This is a genomic window from Bradyrhizobium glycinis, assembly GCF_016031655.1.
Taxonomy (GTDB): domain Bacteria; phylum Pseudomonadota; class Alphaproteobacteria; order Rhizobiales; family Xanthobacteraceae; genus Bradyrhizobium; species Bradyrhizobium glycinis.
This window is the reverse complement of the sequence record NZ_JACCHQ010000001.1, coordinates 342617-358835: the sequence shown is the minus strand read 5'-3', so window position 1 is coordinate 358835 and position 16219 is coordinate 342617. Positions and strand designations below refer to the sequence as shown.

Sequence of the window (16219 nt, the reverse complement as noted above, 5' to 3'; positions counted from 1 at the left end):
CAAAGCGCGTGGGCGGCGCTCGTTCCTCATCAATGTCTTGGAAGAACGTTCTGGAAATCACACCGCCGCGGTCATTCGACCTGCTTCGAGGCGTGCCTGTAGCGCGTTGCCGACGTCGGCGACGACATCGCCCCAATCGCCCGGCCGTCTTTGGTGAAACAGCCGTAGGCTCGGATACCAGAACGAGCGCGCACCGGATGGAGGCCAGCGCCAGTCGCAATCGGCATGCAGCAGGACCCAGGCCCCGCATCCGAGCGCGCCCGCAAGGTGCGCGACCATGGTGTCGACACAGATGATGAGATCGAGCTGCCGCAGGCGATGGCCGAGAGCGACGATGTCGGGCGTGCTGATGTCCCGCGCCCCGATCGCCGCGAGCTCTTCGGTGCTGACGCCACGCTGGAGCGAATGGAGCGTCACGCCGGGTCCTGCGAGACTGCGCAGCAAGGCGGCCGGAACTTCCCGGCGCTTGTCCCATTCACCGACTTTCCAGACCAGGCCGACGGCCAGCCCTTGTTCTTGCCGAAGCGGCTGAACGGCAACAGGAGGGAGCGCCAGGTAGGGAACGTGCATCTCGACCTGATCGCGGCGCGCTCTGATGGCGTGCGGCACTTCCATGATCTCGATGTCGACCTCGAAAGCGATCTCGGGCGCACCATCGTGCAGCGGAATCGCGCGATCGACGCCGGCGGCGCCCTCGACCAGCGGCAGCAGCTCGGGTTGACACCACAGGGTCACGCTGCGCGCGATCGCGCGAAGCGGCTTCATGAAGCGCAGGAACTGGATGGTGTCGCCGAGTCCGTGATAGCAGCGCACCAGCACGTGCTTATCCTTGAGGTCCTCGCCGCGCCAGATCCGCTGCAGATGGCGCGGTCCGGTGTGCTTGGGCGGATGCGCGATCTCCAGCAGATCAAGATCGTTGATCATCCAGGCGCGCGCAAAATCGCCCGCCCTGATCGCTTCCGCCCAGCCGCCAGCCATGTCGCGGTCGCTAGTGTCGCACGAACTTGTGGAATCGACTGAGCTTGCCGTCCTTGGTTCGATCCTGATGCAGGAACGCAATGCCGGATTCATCGAACTTTTCGAAGAACTCGTCCCAGCTGATGCGGTCCAGCGCTTCGTCCGGCGGATCGAAATCAATGCGCAGGATTCCGGCGTGGCCACCCTCCTCCGTCGCCTTCACGGTCGCCGGTTTCCCGCCGCGCTCTTCGGCCCATTTCCGGATGATGTTATGATCGGTGGTCTCGTGGGCTTCGCTGCTTTGCGTCTTGGACGTCATGTTACACCTCGTTGACTAGTCGGGCTATGAGCCCGGCACATCGAACCCTCCGCCGACAAACGCTGGGCGGAGTGATTTGTTCTTTCGCGCAGATGCGAAGCGGTCGCGCGAGGCGAGCATCATCTTCTTCATCTTCATCATCAAAGCCGTTCGTTCCCGGCTGGCGGTTCGGGATTTTATCCCATGTTAAGCTCGTCGCATTTTGTCGCGATGAATCGCCCATGGCCTGCCGCTCGCATCTCCTTTCCAGGAACGAACATACCTTTCACACGTTCGCCGACGTACTTACACCGACTCTTGCACCGACGCCGCCGCGCGTTTTCCGGAGGGCTTCATTCCATGCATTCTCGTCTCCAAGACAGGCGCCGCGTGCGCGTCGGACTCGTCGGCGTCGGCAATTGCGCGAGCTCCTTCGTCCAGGGCCTCACCTACTACCGCAACGCCGAGTCGAACGAGCCGGTGCCGGGACTGATGAATGCGGACCTCGGCGGTTACCACATCAGCGACATCCAGATCGCTTCGGCGTTCGACGTCAACGCCAACAAGGTCGGCCGCGACGTCGCCGATGCGATCTTCGCCCCGCCCAACAACACGCACCGCTTCTCCGACGTCGCTCCGACAGGCGTGATCGTGCAGCGCGGACCGGTCCTGGACGGCATCGGACATTACCTCACCGACGACGTTCCGATTGCGGAGGTGCCGGAGGCCGACGTGGCCGAAGTGCTGGCGACCTCCCGCACCGACGTTCTGGTCTCCTATCTTCCGGTCGGCTCGCAGCGCGCCAGCGAGTGGTATGCGGCGCGCGCCATCGAGGCCGGCTGCGGCTACGTCAATTGCATTCCGGTCTTCATCGCCTCCAATCCGGAGTGGCGGCGCCGCTTCGAGGAGGCCGGCCTGCCAATCGTCGGCGACGACATCAAGAGCCAGGTCGGTGCCACCATCCTGCATCGCGTGCTCGCCAATCTGTTCCGCGAGCGCGGGGTGCGGCTCGACCGCACCTACCAGCTCAATGTCGGCGGCAACACCGATTTCAAGAACATGCTCGAACGAGAGCGGCTGGCCTCGAAGAAGATCTCCAAGACCCAGGCCGTGACCAGCCAGTTCGACGTCCCCATGGACCCCGACAACATCCATGTCGGACCGAGCGACCACGTGCCGTGGCTCACCGATCGCAAGCTCGCCTTCATCCGCCTGGAGGGAACGACGTTCGGCGGTGTTCCCCTGAGCGCCGAGGTCAAGCTCGAGGTCTGGGACTCCCCGAACTCGGCAGGCGTTGTGATCGACGCAGTGCGCTGTGCCAAGCTCGCCATGGACCGCGGCCAGGCCGGAGCGCTGACGGGCCCTTCCAGCTATTTCATGAAATCCCCGCCACAGCAGTTCACCGACGAAGAGGCCGGACGGCGGACACGCGCCTTCATCGACGACAAGGCGTTTGCGTGATGGCTGGGATCATCCATCTCGTCCGGCACGGTCATCATGCCCTGCTCGGCCGCGTCCTGTGCGGCCGGATGAAAGGCGTCGAGCTCGACGATCTCGGCTGCGAGGAGATGGCGCGCTGTGCGGGGACCATCGCGCGGCGGCCGTCACTCATTCAGTCCAGCCCGCAACGGCGCTGCATGCAGTCGGCCTGCATCCTCGCGGCGCATTTCAGGCTGCCGGTCGAGATCGTCCCCGCACTCGACGAGATCGATTATGGCGAGTGGACCGGGCGATCGTTCGACGACCTGGCGCCGGATCCCCGATGGTCGCGCTGGAATGGGCGACGCGGCACCAGCCGCCCACCCGGCGGCGAGAGCATGCGGTCGCTTCAGAATCGGGTGGTTGCTCATCTGGAGCAGCTGCGCGGCGATCGCAATCTCGACGCCGTCGTCGTCGTCAGCCACGCCGAGCCGATCCGCGCCGCGCTGCTGCACTATTCGCGCAAGTCGCTCGACCAGTTTCTCTCGATCGAGATCGATCCTGCCAGCATCAGCACGCTCCGCGCCGACAGAAGCGGCATGAAGATCACCGGAATCAACCAGCGGGTGCCGGCGTGAAGATCGTCATCTTCGGCCTGACAATCTCCTCGTCCTGGGGCAACGGTCACGCCACCTTGTGGCGCGGCCTCTGCAAGCATCTCGCGCGTTCGGGACACAGCGTCGCCTTCTTCGAGCGCGACGTGCCCTATTATGCTGGTGCCCGCGATCTCTACGAATTGCCGGGCGGCGCGCTTCGGCTGTTCGCGAACTGGGACGATGTGCGGCAGGCGGCAAGCACTGAGGTCCGTGACGCCGACGTCGCGATCGTGACCTCCTATTGTCCCGATGCGATCGCCGCGACCGAGCTGATCCTCGCCGAGGGTCGTGCTGTTCCCGTGTTCTACGACCTTGATACTCCGGTCACGCTGGCAAGGCTCATCGGCGGCGAAACCGTCCCCTATATCGGCCCGCGCGGCCTGCGGGACTTCGCGCTGGTGCTCAGTTTTACCGGCGGACCTCACGTTGCGGACGAATTCCGCAACAGGCTCGGGGCGGGGGACACCCGGCCGCTTTATGGGCACGTCGACACAGACATCCACCATCCGGCCACACCGCAGCCGCATTATCGCGCCGACTTGTCCTATCTCGGCACCTATTCCGAAGACCGCCAGCGCACGCTCGAGGCGCTTTTCGTCGCGCCGGCGCGGGCGCGCAAGGATCTCCGCTTCCTGATCGGCGGCGCGCAATATCCGGACGATTTCCCGTGGTCGCCCAACATCTATTTCGTGCGGCACCTGCCGCCGTCCGAGCATGCGCCGTTCTTTGCCTCGTCGCGGCTGACGCTCAACGTCACCCGGCGGGCCATGGCGGAGATGGGCTGGTGCCCGTCCGGCCGGCTGTTCGAGGCCGCGGCCTGCGGTGCCCCGCTGCTGAGCGACGACTGGCCCGGAATAGCGGACTTCTTCGCGCCTGGAGAGGAGATCCTGATCGCACGCGACGAGCACGATGCGCTCGCCGCGCTTGCGATGCCGGATGCCGAGCTCAGGCGCATGGCCCGGCGCGCTTATGAGCGCACCATGGACCAGCACACATCCGACAAGCGCGCCCGCGAACTGATCGCGATGCTCGAGCAGATAACCTCGAGCCGGATCAGCCGGCAACAAATCGAGGAGGCCTGATCATGTGGGGCATCGTTCCGGCCGCGGGCCGCGGCAGCCGTATCCAGCCGCTCGCCTTCTCGAAGGAACTGCTGCCGGTCGGGAGCCGGCATGACGACGGTACCGACCGTCCCTGCGCCGTCTCCGAATATCTGCTGGAGCGCCTCATTCTCGGCGGCGCCGACAAAATCTGTTTCGTGATCTCGCCCGGCAAGTCCGACATCCTCGAATATTTCGGCGACCATTACGGCAGCGCCGAGCTCGCTTATGTCGTGCAGCCCGAAGCCTCCGGCCTGTGCGATGCCGTGTTCAGGGCAAGCACCGTCGTCGGGCAGCACGAGGATGTCATGGTCGGCCTGCCCGACACGGTCTGGTTTCCCAAGGCGGCCCTGCAATCCCTGCCCGAGGCAGACCTCTCGTTCCTGCTATTCCCGGTCGAGCACCCCGAATTCTTCGATGCGGTCGTGCTGGACGGCGAGCAGGTGACGGAGATCCAAGTCAAGCAGCCGAATGCAAGCTCGCGCTGGATCTGGGGTGCTTTCAAGATGTCGGCACATGGCTTCCGCCAGCTCCAGTCGCTGTGGCACGCACGCGAACGCCGCGACGAATATTTCGGGACGCTGGTCAACGCCTATCTTTCAGCCGGCGGCAACGGCATCGGCGTCAAGGCCGGCGAATCCTACGTCGATGTCGGCACCATCGACGGCTATCGCACGGCAATGGCCCTGCTCGCCGAGGGCGTCGAGGGCCGTTCCAAGCTGCGGGCCCGCGCCTCATCGGACGGGGCCCGTCCGGTTCCAGTGAACAACGGAGCGATTGCATGACCAGAGGGGTCCTCTCCCGCGAGGAAATCCGCCAGCGCGTCGATGCGCTGGGGCCATGGTTCCACAATCTCGACCTCAAGGGCGTGCCGACGGCGCCGTCGCACTTTCTCGGCGACTACCCCAATGTGAAGTGGCAGCGCTTCTCCGGCATCATCCCGGACCGGCTCGAAGGCAAGACCGTGCTCGATATCGGCTGCAATGCCGGCTTCTACGCCATGGAGATGAAGCGGCGCGGCGCCGAACGCGTGCTCGGCCTCGACACCGACGAGGAATATCTGGCCCAGGCCCGCTTCGCGGCCGAGGTGAACGGGCTCAGAATCGAATTCCGCAAGATGTCGGCCTATGATGTCGGGCAGCTCCGTGAGAAGTTCGACCTCGTGATCTTCATGGGCGTGCTCTATCACCTGCGACACCCACTGCTGGCGCTGGACCTGATCCATGAGCACGTCGCCGGCGATCTCCTGCTGTTCCAGTCGATGCTGCGCGGCGACAGCCGGGTTGATGCGATCGAGAAGAATTACGACTTCTGGACCACCGATCAGTTCGATTCCTCCGGCTACCCGAAGCTGCACTTCATCGAGCACAAATATGCCGACGACCCCACCAATTGGTGGGTGCCCAATCGCGCCTGCGTCGAAGCCATGCTGCGCAGCGCCGGCTTTGCCATCGCAGCCCATCCGGAAGAAGAGGTCTATCTGTGCAAGCGCACGGCGCGGCCGCAGACTGACGGGCCAGTCTATCCGTCCCGGGAGGCGAGCCGATGATCGAGGCTGCCAAGATCTGGAACGAGCCCAACAACAAGTCGCATTGGGACCTGCTGATCGACCCGGACTGGACGATGTTCGCAGACCTCGCGCTCGCAGCCGGCAAGGCCATCCGCAGCGCGCACCCGACCTTGCCGCGCGTGCTCGGCGGCATCTCGCCGATCGACCCGTCCTTCATGCGCAATATGCAGGCGCGCGGCGTGCTCGATCACGTCGACGCCGTCGCCGTGCACGGCTTTCCGCTCGACTGGAATCTATGGCAGATCGGAGAATGGCCGGCCAAGATCGAGGAGATCAGGGCCGTCACCTCGCTCCCGGTCTGGGTGACCGAGGTCGGCGTCTCCTCGTTCGGCGCCGAGGAGGTGCAGGCCTGGGGCCTGTCGCGCACCGCTGATCTTCTGATCGGCCGCGCGCCGCGGATCCACTGGTACAGCCTCTATGATCTCCCTTCGGCCTGGGAGGCGACCACCCGGCACAAGGAGGCGGAAGGGTCCTCCTACTACCGGCATTTTCACATGGGCCTGCTGCGCGAGGATGGAACGCCGAAAGCCGCGGCGGAGTTGTTCGGGCAATATGCCGCCGACATGGGCCTCTGCCAGTGGTTTCACTTCGAGGACCATCGTCTCGATGATGCCGTGCGCTGGATGCGCCGCTTCGGCGTGCGGCACTTGCGGACCGGCCTGTCCTGGGCCGACAGCTTCCGCCCAAACGCTCTGGACTGGTTCGATCGCCAGATGGATGCGCTGGCCGAGTTCGAGGTCACCGTGACGTTCTGCTTCACGCCGGAACACCGCGGTCTCGAACCGCATCACACCAGCCCGCCGCTCGACGTGAACGAGTTCGCCGATTTCTGCGCGCAGATGGTCGAGCGCTATTGCACGAAGACCGGTCTCGCCTCCTCTATTGGCGCCTCCCCGCCGATCAGGGAGCCGACATGCGTGCCCTGATCCTGGTGATGGACTCCGTCGGAATCGGCGCGGCGCCTGACGCTGCCAAATACGGCGACGAAGGTGCCGACACCGTCGGCCACATCGCGGATCGGTGCATGGCCGGGCGTGGCAATAGTCCGCAACGGGAGGGCCCGCTGCGCCTGCCCAATCTCGTGGCGCTCGGCCTCGGCGAGGCCTGCCGCCTCTCCACAGGCCGGATCCCGCCCGGGCTCGACGGCCGCACTCAACATGCCCGCTATGGCTGCGCCAGTGAGATATCGAGGGGCAAGGACACGCCGTCCGGCCATTGGGAGATCGCCGGCGTGCCTGTCGCGTTCGACTGGGGTTATTTTCCCAAGGTCCAACCCTGCTTCCCGCGCGCTCTGGTCGAGAAGCTGTGCGAACGAGCCGGACTGCCCGGCATCCTCGGCAATTGCCACGCTTCCGGCACCGACATCATCGCCGAATTCGGCGAGCGCCACATGCGCAGCGGCGAGCCGATCTGCTACACCTCGGCCGACAGTGTGTTCCAGATCGCGGCGCACGAGGAGACGTTCGGGCTCGAGCGGCTCTACGACGTCTGCACGATCGCGAGGCGGCTGGTCGATCCCCTGAACATCGGCCGCGTCATCGCGCGTCCGTTCGTCGGAACGAACGCGGACAACTTCAAGCGCAGCTCGCACCGGCGCGATTTCTCCGTGCCGCCGCCCGAGCGAACCATCCTGGACCTTGCAGAAGCTGCCGGCCGCGACATCGTGACGATCGGAAAGATCGACGACATCTTCGCTCATCGCGGCACGGGGCGAAACCTGCGCGGGGACGGCAATGCGGCGCTTTTCGATGCCACGCTCGATGGGCTGAGAGGCCTTGCAGAAGGAGGATTTCTATTCGCCAACTTCATCGATTTCGACACGCTCTACGGCCACCGCCGCGACGTCGCCGGCTACGCAGCGGCGCTCGAAGCCTTCGACGCTCGCCTCCCCGAGCTGCTGGGCCGGCTCCGAAGCGACGATCTCCTCATCATCACCGCCGATCATGGCTGCGATCCGACCTGGAGTGGCACCGATCACACGCGCGAGCAGGTCCCGATTCTGGCGTGGACCGCGCAGTCAACGGCTCCGATCGGCCGGCGCGCCGGCTTTGCCGACATCGGTGCGACCATTGCACGACATCTCGACCTGCCGGCGCCGCTTCACGGCGCTCATTTCTAGCCGGGATTCACCTGGGTTATTGATCCAGGTTAGAGAAACTTTCGTTTGTAGGTTTCGTAGGAACGAACATTCCTTGCACCGCTTCTAACTTCCAGACGTGACTGGCGCGCAGGTCGCCCGACCAAGCAAAGGCGCGCTTCAACTCTCATCATCGACCGGTCCCGCACGGATCGGTTCCATGCGGCACGGAGCGGTGAATGACGCGAGTATTGATGACTGGGGGCGCGGGATTCATCGGTTCGCACACGGCCGACGTGCTGCTTGCGGCCGGTTACGATGTCCGACTTCTCGACAATCTCTCTCCGCAGGTGCATGGCGGTAACCGTCAGCGGCCTGCCTATCTCGCCGATGACGCCGAGCTCGTGGTCGGCGACGTCACTGATGCCGCGGCCGTCGAACAGGCCTTGCGTGGGGCCGACATGGTCCTGCATCTCGCCTCCGCCGTCGGCGTCGGCCAGAGCATGTACGACATCGAGCCCTATGTCCGGACGAACGAGCTCGGCACCGCCGTGCTGTTGCAGGCGCTGGCCAAGCGTCCGGTCGCACGGCTGGTGGTGGCGTCCTCGATGAGCATCTATGGCGAAGGCCTCTATCGCGATGCCGTCGGCAGCGTCGTCGCTTGCGACGAACGACCGATCGCGCAGCTTCGCCAAGGAGAGTGGGAATTGCGGGATCATGCAGGCCATGCGCTCGATCCCGTGCCCACGCCTGAGACCAAGCAGCCGTCTCTGAGCTCGATCTACGCGCTGAACAAATATGCGCAGGAGCGCATGTGCCTGATCACGGGCAAGGCCTACGGCATTCCGACCGTCGGATTGCGCTTCTTCAACGTGTTCGGTCCGCGGCAAGCGCTGTCGAATCCGTATACCGGCGTGCTGGCCATCTTCGCCGCCCGACTGCTCAACGGTCGGCCGCCGCTCGTCTTCGAAGACGGCCTGCAGCGGCGCGATTTCGTCCACGTGCACGACGTCGCGCGCGCCTGCCGCATGGCGCTCGAATCCGACCATAGCCAGGACGTCTTCAACGTCGGCTCGGGCCAAAGCCGCACCATTCTGTCGGTGGCCGAGGATTTGGCCCAGGTGATGGGACGGCGCGAGATCGCCCCCGAGATCACGCGGAAATACCGTGCCGGCGACATCCGCCACTGCTTTGCCGACATCGGCAAATCGCGCGACCTGCTCGGCTTCGAGCCGCATGTCGCGTTCAAGGACGGCCTTGAAGAGCTCGCCGGGTACCTCGCCGACCAGATCGCCGACGATCAGGCGGAGCGGGCGACCCGTGAGCTGTTGCAACGAGGGTTGGTCGCGTGATGAGTGAACAAGACAACAGACCCGTCCTGGTCACCGGCGGCTGCGGCTTCATCGGCTGCAATCTCGCCGACCGTCTCGCCGAGCGCGGCGACCGCGTGCTGGTGCTGGACAATCTCGCCCGCGCCGGCGTGCGCGAGAACGCGCAATGGCTGAAATCCCGTCACGGCGACCGCGTCACCATCACATTGGCCGATGTCCGCGACCCCATTCCGGTGATCGACGCCGTGCGCGAGGCGCGGGCCGTGCTGCACCTCGCGGCCCAGGTCGCCGTCACCGACAGCGTCAGCGACCCCTCGTCCGATTTCGAGATCAATGCGCGCGGCACGCTGAACGTGCTCGAAGCCGTCCGCCTGCACAACGCCTCGGCTCCGGTGATCTTCGCCTCGACCAACAAGGTCTACGGGCGCCTGATCGAGGACAGCGAGATCGCACTCACCGGCCGCCGCTACACGCCGGTCAATGATCTGCTCGCTGGCGGCATTTCGGAGAACGCCCCGCTGGATTTCTACAGCCCCTATGGTTGCTCCAAGGGCACCGCCGATCAATACGTCCACGATTATGCCAGGGTGTTCGGGCTGCAGACCGTGGTGATGCGCATGAGCTGCATCTACGGGCCGCGGCAATTCGGCACCGAGGACCAGGGCTGGATCGCACACTTCCTGCGCAGCGCCATAAGCGGCAATCCGCTGACGATCTATGGCGACGGCAAGCAGGTCCGCGACGCGCTGCACGTGTCGGACGCGGCGAGCGCCTGGCTCGCGGCGCTCGACCACATCGCCCTGGCGCGCGGTCGCGTCTTCAATCTCGGCGGCGGTCCGGCGAATGCGGTCAGCCTGCTGGAGTTGATCGACCAGATCACCGAGCTGACGGGCCGCAAGGTCAGCTATCGCTTTGCGGACTGGCGACCCGGCGATCAGCCCTGGTACGTGACCGACACGCGGGCGCTCGCCACCGCGCTCGGCTGGACGCCGCAAATGCCCCTCGCCGACGGCCTGCGCTCGCTCCACACCTGGCTCGACAGCCGCTTCGGATCACAGAACAGAAGCGAGGCCCTGGCATGACGCGAGTCGCCCTCATCAATCCGAACTGGGATTTTTCGGGCAGCATCTATTTCGGGTGCCGCTCGCCTCACTTGCCGCTCGAGCTCGGTATCTCCGAGCACTATCTGAAGGCGGCCGGCCACAACACGCTGCTGCTCGATGCGCATATGTTCGATCTCTCCCTGCGCGACATCGAGGCCGAGCTGCGCGCCTTTCGTCCCGACCAGATCGTCTTCACCACCGCACCGACCTATCTGTTCTGGCGCTGCGCGCCGCCCGAGCTGCGCGTGCCGCAGCAGCTCGCGATCGCGGTGCGGGACCTTGCGCCGACGCTGACCGCGGTGGGCCCGCACGGCTCGACCACGCCGAAGACCGCTTTGAAGAAGCTCGGCGTCGACATAATCGTGATGGGCGAGTGCGAGGCGTCCCTGCTGCGTCTCGCCAATGGCGAGCGGGACTTTCCCGGCCTGTGCTTCGCCGACGGCGCGTCGCTCCGGGTCAATGGCGGCCCGCAGGCAGTCGCGTTCAACGATCAGCCCGCGCTCGATTGGCCCGACGAGATGATCCGGCGTCACCATCACCACCATCACCGCTTCGAGGCCGAGCCGACGGCGCCGGGCGCGGAGGTGGAGGCCTCACGCGGCTGTCCGTACAATTGCACGTTCTGCGCCAAGGAGAATTTCCGCAACGCCTATCGCAAACGGCCCCCCGCCGTCATTCTTGACGAGATCGATCGTCTGCGCCGTCACAGCATCGAGTACGTCTACTTCATCGACGAGATCTTCCTTCCCAATCGCGAGCTCCTCGAGGGCTTGACGACGCGCGGGCTGAAGTTCGGCGTGCAGACGCGGATCGATCTGTGGAAGCCGGACATGCTCGCCCTGCTCGGCCGCGCCGGCTGCGTCTCGATCGAAGCCGGCATCGAGAGCCTCACGGTGGAAGGGCGCGCGGCCCTCGCCAAGAACTGCAAGATGACGACGGATCAGCTCGCCGACCGGCTGGTCGAGGCTCGCCGCCACGTCCCCTTCGTGCAGGCCAATCTGATCGAGGTGCCCGAGGACGACGATCCCATCGTGCAGCGCTGGCGCCGCACGATGCAGGATGCCGGCGTCTGGGCCAACGATCCGGTGCCGCTCTATCCCTATCCCGGCTCTCCCGACTACCGCAAGCTCTGGGGCGAGCCCGACGATGTCGCCTGGGAGCGCGCACACCGGCACTATCTCGCGATGTTCGACCAGTTCAGCGACGTGCAGAACGATCGCCCGGTCCCGCTCGACAGCCTCGAACTGCAGGTGGCCTCATGAACCGTGGCGCCGACATCAGGATCATGATGACGACCGACACGGTTGGAGGCGTATGGACCTATTCCTGCGCCCTCGCTACGAGTCTCGCTGCGTCCGGTGCCGACGTCACGCTCGTGACGCTGGGCCCGCAGGCACGCGCCGACCAGCGTCAGATGCTGCACGAAACCAGCGTGCACCTGGTCGAGACGGACCTCGCACTCGAATGGCAGGACCCTGAGGGGCGAAACGTTTCCGACGCAAGGCGCGTGCTTGCGAAGCTCGAAGCCAGCTTGATGCCCGAAATCGTGCATCTGAACAGCTTTCGCGAAGCGACCTTTGCCTGGCAGGCCCCGACGGTGCTGGTGGCGCATTCCTGCGTGAACTCCTGGGCCCACGCCTGCCACGATACAGCCTGGCTTGGCGAGCCGAGATGGCGCCGCTACAGCGAGCAGGTCGCCGCGGCGCTCGACATAGCGCAGGCCTGGGTCTGCCCGAGCCGGGCCTTCCACGACGACATCACGGCGATCTACCAGCCGCGATCGCGCGGCGCGGTGATCTGGAACGGAATGACGCCGCGCGCCCCTTCTGGACGGAAGCAGGATCTGATTTTCGCGGCAGGACGGCTGTGGGATCGTGCCAAGAACATCGAGGCGCTCGCCGCCGCCGCGCCCGGGCTGGATTGGCCGGTCGAGGTGGCCGGTCCCATCGACGCACGTCTGCCAGCGGGTATCAACTGGCTCGGAGAGCTGCCGCACGAGGCCCTGGAGACGCGGTTACAGCATGCCGCGATCTTCGTCAGCCCCGCGCTCTACGAACCGTTCGGCCTCTCGGTGCTGGAAGCAGCCGCCGCGGGCTGCGCGCTGGTCCTCTCCGACATCCCGACGTTCCAGGAATTGTGGCGTGGCGCCGCCTTGTTCGTCGATCCGGCCGACAGCGAGGCACTGCATCGGACTCTCGCAGAGCTTTGCGCTGACGATACGGGGCGAGCAAAGCTGCAGCGCGCCGCCTATGAGCAATCCCTGACGTATTCGTTGACGCGCATGACGAGCGCCTATCTCGGTCTCTACCAGGACCTGATCGCATCGCACAGGACGCGCGCGGCGGCCAGCCAGATCGAGGTGCGCGCATGAAATGCGTCCTGTTCTATCATGCCTTCACCTCCTGCTGGAACAACGGCAACGCGCATTTCCTGCGTGGCTACGCGCGCGAGCTCCATGCGCTCGGGCACGAGGTCGTCGTGTTCGAACCCATCGACGGCTGGAGCCGTCTGAACGCGATCCGAGAAGGCGGCGGCCATGCCATGGACGACATTCCGGCGCTCTTTTCCGGTATCGACATCCGCCGCTACGATACCAACCTCGATCTCGCGCGTGCGGTTGATGGTGCGGATCTCGTCATCGTGCATGAATGGAATTCGCCCGATCTGATCGCGCAGATCGGGCGCAAGCGGGCGCAAGGCGGGTCCTTCACCCTGCTGTTTCACGACACCCATCACCGCGCGGTCAGCGCACCTGACGAGCTTGCGCAATTCGACCTCGACGGATTCGACGGCGTGCTCGCCTTCGGCGAGGTGCTTCGGCAGATCTATTTGAAGCTCGGCTGGGCCGACCGGGTCTTCACCTGGCACGAGGCCGCCGATGTCGCGCTGTATCATCCGCTACCGCAGGTCGAGCGGACCGACGATCTGGTCTGGATCGGCAATTGGGGCGACGGCGAGCGCAGCGCCGAGCTGAACGAGTTCCTGGTCAAGCCCGTGGCGGAGCTGAAGCTCCGCGCCAGCGTCCATGGCGTCCGTTACTCCGATGACGCACTCCACACCATCAGGAGCGCAGGCATCCGTTATGGCGGCTGGCTGCCGGCGCACTGGGCCCCCGTCGCCTTCGCCGGCGCGCGCGCGACCATCCATGTGCCGCGCGGGCCTTACGTGGCCCTGCTGCCGGGCATCCCGACGATCCGCGTGTTCGAGGCGCTGGCCTGCGGCATTCCCCTGATTTCAGCACCCTGGTCGGATGAGGAAGGCCTGTTCCCCGAGGGGGCCTATATCAGCGTTGGCGATGGCGAACAGATGAAGCAGGCGCTTCGCGCCGTCATCGACGAACCGGAATTCTCTGCCGCGATGGTGGAGACCGGCCTCAAGGTCATCAGGGATCGTCATACCTGCCGCCACCGCGCCGAGCAGCTCATCGACATCGTCACCGACCTCAGGGATTCGGGCCGTTCGGCACGGCCTCAGCACGACATCGGAGCCGTTGCATGAAGATCTGCTTCTTCGGATCCAGCCTGGTCTCGTCCTATTGGAATGGCGCCGCCACCTACTACCGCGGCATGCTGAAGGAGATCGCGGCGCTCGGCCACGAGGTCACCTTCTACGAGCCCGACGCCTTCGAGCGCCAGTCGCATCGCGATATCGACGAGCCGGATTGGGCCAGGGTGGTCGTCTACCCCGCAACCTCGGACGGCTGGCGCCGCTCCCTCGACGAGGCCGCACAATCGGCCGACATGCTGGTCAAGGCCAGCGGCGTCGGCGTCTTTGATCTCGAGCTGGAGAACGCCGTCGCCGCGCTGACGTCGCGGCTGACTCGGATCTATTGGGACGTCGATGCTCCCGCCACGCTCGAGGCGATGGATGGCTATCCGCAGCATCATCTGCATCGCGCGATCCCGTGCTACGATATGGTCCTGACCTATGGCGGCGGCGAGCCCGTCGTATCCGCATATCGATCGGTGGGCGCGCGGGACTGCGTGCCGATCTACAACGCGCTCGATCCGGCCACGCATTTTCCCTCGCCGCCCAATCCGCGCTTCGCCTGCGATCTCAGCCTGCTGGCGAACCGCCTGCCTGACCGCGAGAAACGTGTCGAGCATTTCTTTCTCGACGTTGCACGCCGCCTGCCCAAGAAGTCCTTCGTGCTCGGCGGCTCCGGCTGGGACGACAAGGACGCCTCCGCCAATCTGCGCAAGGTCGGCCATGTCGGCACCGCCGATCACAACGCGTTCTTCGGCTCCGGGCTCGCCACGCTCAACGTCAATCGCGACAGCATGGCGCGCTACGGTTTCTCGCCGCCAACACGGGTGTTTGAAGCGATCGGTGCCGGCGCCTGCCTGATCACCGACCAATGGGCCGGGATCGATCATTTCCTCGAACCCGGCCGCGAGGTGCTGGTTGCCGCTGACGGGGCCGAGGTGGCAGAGCACCTCGCCGCGCTCAACCCGGAGCGGGCCCGGTCGATCGCCCGCCGCGCCCGCGCACGCATCCTCAGCCAGCACACCTACCGGCAGCGCGCCCGCCAGTTCAACGATCTCTTCGTCGCCAACAGCTCCCGAATCGAGGCAGCAGAATGAATCTCTCCATCGTCGTCATCGGTCTTTCGGTCACTTCGTCCTGGGGCAACGGTCATGCCACGACCTACCGCGCCCTGATCGAAGCCTTGGCGCGACGAGGTCACCGCGTCACGTTCCTGGAACGGGACGTGCCCTGGTATCGGGATCACCGTGACCTGACCAAGCCCTCTGCCTGGACTGTCGAGCTGTACCAATCGCCGAAGGATGTTCCGCGCCAGTTCGGCAAGCTGATCCGCGATGCCGATCTGGTGATCATCGGCTCCTATGTCCCCGACGGCATCGCGCTCGCCGAATGGACGACGACCCATGCGAGGGGCGTCACGGCGTTCTACGACATCGACACGCCGGTCACTTTGGCGCGGCTGGAGCAAGGCCTCGACTATCTCTCGGCGGCAATGATTCCGCGCTTCGATCTCTATCTGTCGTTCAGCGGCGGACCGGTGCCCGTCATGATCGAGCAGGGCTACGGCAGTCCGCTCGCACGTGTGCTCTATTGCAGCGCGGACGCGGAGATCTACGCACCGAAGCAGGCACAGCCGAAATGGGCGCTCGGTTATCTCGGGACCTACAGCGAGGACCGGCAGCCCGTTCTCGACGAACTGCTGCTCGCACCGGCGCGCACGCTATCGTCCGACCAATTCGTCGTCGCCGGCGCGCAATATCCGGACAATATCGCCTGGCCCGCCAACGTCGCCCGGATCGAGCACCTCTCGCCGAAGCAGCATCCGGAGTTCTACGCGGCGCAACGTTTCGCGCTGAACGTCACCCGCGCCGACATGAAGGCACTGGGCTTCTCCCCGAGCGTCCGGCTGTTCGAGGCGGCCGCCTGCGGCACGCCGGTGATCTCGGACCGCTGGCCCGGGATCGAGACGATCTTCGCGCCCTCGAAAGAAATCCTGCTGGCAACCGGCCCACGCGAGGTCGTCGAGATCCTGCGGGACATGCCAGAGGAGCAACGGCGCACGATCGCGCACAACGCGCGGCGGCGGGTTCTCGCCGAGCACACCCCCGACCATCGCGCGCGACAGCTGGAGACCTATTACGCCGAGGCCGCCGCGCGGCGTCGCCGCAAGACGGCCCCCCTCCCCGTCGTTCGCCCCATGCAGGTCGCCCAACTCTGAAAGG

16 protein-coding genes are annotated in these 16219 nt (G+C 65.4%); 14 read left to right on the top strand and 2 right to left on the bottom strand.

Features of this window, described 5'->3' with window-relative positions:
• Nucleotides 1-57 precede the first annotated feature (57 nt).
• Together HZZ16_RS01640 and HZZ16_RS01635 are read right to left on the bottom strand one after the other, a co-directional pair.
• Nucleotides 58-978: a glycosyltransferase family protein gene (locus tag HZZ16_RS01640; RefSeq protein WP_197946763.1), complete on the bottom strand. Its 921-nt coding sequence runs from the start codon at nt 976-978 to the stop codon at nt 58-60.
• A 10-nt stretch (nt 979-988) separates the two neighbouring features.
• Entirely contained in the window at nt 989-1276 is a 288-nt protein-coding gene (locus HZZ16_RS01635; RefSeq protein WP_197946762.1) for a hypothetical protein, read from the bottom strand.
• A gap of 339 nt (nt 1277-1615) precedes the next feature.
• On the opposite strand from HZZ16_RS01635, the gene HZZ16_RS01630 reads away from it, so the two are divergent.
• The 14 genes from HZZ16_RS01630 (at nt 1616) to HZZ16_RS01565 (ending at nt 16215) form a co-directional block, all read left to right on the top strand.
• Nucleotides 1616-2716 (top strand): inositol-3-phosphate synthase, encoded by a 1101-nt coding sequence (locus tag HZZ16_RS01630; RefSeq protein ID WP_197946761.1) that lies wholly within the window; start codon nt 1616-1618, stop codon nt 2714-2716.
• On the top strand, nt 2716-3312 hold the full coding sequence (locus HZZ16_RS01625) for a histidine phosphatase family protein (protein WP_197946760.1): 597 nt from the start codon (nt 2716-2718) through the stop codon (nt 3310-3312). Before HZZ16_RS01630 ends, HZZ16_RS01625 begins: the two co-directional genes overlap by 1 nt.
• On the top strand, nt 3309-4412 hold the full coding sequence (locus HZZ16_RS01620) for a CgeB family protein (RefSeq protein WP_197946759.1): 1104 nt from the start codon (nt 3309-3311) through the stop codon (nt 4410-4412). The genes HZZ16_RS01625 and HZZ16_RS01620 overlap by 4 nt, the downstream gene beginning before the upstream one ends.
• Before the next feature lie 2 nt (nt 4413-4414).
• A complete protein-coding gene (locus HZZ16_RS01615) occupies nt 4415-5215 on the top strand; it encodes a sugar phosphate nucleotidyltransferase (RefSeq protein ID WP_197946758.1) in 801 nt (266 codons plus the stop codon).
• Nucleotides 5212-5979: a TIGR04290 family methyltransferase gene (locus tag HZZ16_RS01610; RefSeq protein WP_197946757.1), complete on the top strand. Its 768-nt coding sequence runs from the start codon at nt 5212-5214 to the stop codon at nt 5977-5979. Before HZZ16_RS01615 ends, HZZ16_RS01610 begins: the two co-directional genes overlap by 4 nt.
• A complete protein-coding gene (locus HZZ16_RS01605) occupies nt 5976-6926 on the top strand; it encodes a glycoside hydrolase 5 family protein (protein WP_197946756.1) in 951 nt (316 codons plus the stop codon). Before HZZ16_RS01610 ends, HZZ16_RS01605 begins: the two co-directional genes overlap by 4 nt.
• Nucleotides 6914-8119, top strand: coding sequence for a phosphopentomutase (locus HZZ16_RS01600; RefSeq protein WP_197946755.1), 1206 nt, complete (start codon nt 6914-6916; stop codon nt 8117-8119). The genes HZZ16_RS01605 and HZZ16_RS01600 overlap by 13 nt, the downstream gene beginning before the upstream one ends.
• A 197-nt stretch (nt 8120-8316) precedes the next feature.
• Nucleotides 8317-9429: an NAD-dependent epimerase/dehydratase family protein gene (locus tag HZZ16_RS01595; protein ID WP_197946754.1), complete on the top strand. Its 1113-nt coding sequence runs from the start codon at nt 8317-8319 to the stop codon at nt 9427-9429.
• On the top strand, nt 9429-10490 hold the full coding sequence (locus HZZ16_RS01590; RefSeq protein ID WP_197946753.1) for an SDR family NAD(P)-dependent oxidoreductase: 1062 nt from the start codon (nt 9429-9431) through the stop codon (nt 10488-10490). The genes HZZ16_RS01595 and HZZ16_RS01590 overlap by 1 nt, the downstream gene beginning before the upstream one ends.
• On the top strand, nt 10487-11773 hold the full coding sequence (locus HZZ16_RS01585) for a TIGR04295 family B12-binding domain-containing radical SAM protein (protein ID WP_197946752.1): 1287 nt from the start codon (nt 10487-10489) through the stop codon (nt 11771-11773). The genes HZZ16_RS01590 and HZZ16_RS01585 overlap by 4 nt, the downstream gene beginning before the upstream one ends.
• Nucleotides 11770-12882 (top strand): glycosyltransferase family 4 protein, encoded by a 1113-nt coding sequence (locus HZZ16_RS01580; RefSeq protein WP_197946751.1) that lies wholly within the window; start codon nt 11770-11772, stop codon nt 12880-12882. Before HZZ16_RS01585 ends, HZZ16_RS01580 begins: the two co-directional genes overlap by 4 nt.
• Nucleotides 12879-14009 (top strand): CgeB family protein, encoded by a 1131-nt coding sequence (locus tag HZZ16_RS01575; protein ID WP_197946750.1) that lies wholly within the window; start codon nt 12879-12881, stop codon nt 14007-14009. Before HZZ16_RS01580 ends, HZZ16_RS01575 begins: the two co-directional genes overlap by 4 nt.
• The gene (locus tag HZZ16_RS01570) at nt 14006-15094 is read left to right on the top strand and encodes a CgeB family protein (protein WP_197946749.1); all 1089 of its coding nucleotides are present in this window, start codon (nt 14006-14008) and stop codon (nt 15092-15094) included. Before HZZ16_RS01575 ends, HZZ16_RS01570 begins: the two co-directional genes overlap by 4 nt.
• The gene (locus HZZ16_RS01565; RefSeq protein WP_197946748.1) at nt 15091-16215 is read left to right on the top strand and encodes a CgeB family protein; all 1125 of its coding nucleotides are present in this window, start codon (nt 15091-15093) and stop codon (nt 16213-16215) included. The genes HZZ16_RS01570 and HZZ16_RS01565 overlap by 4 nt, the downstream gene beginning before the upstream one ends.
• Nucleotides 16216-16219: the final 4 nt, after the last annotated feature.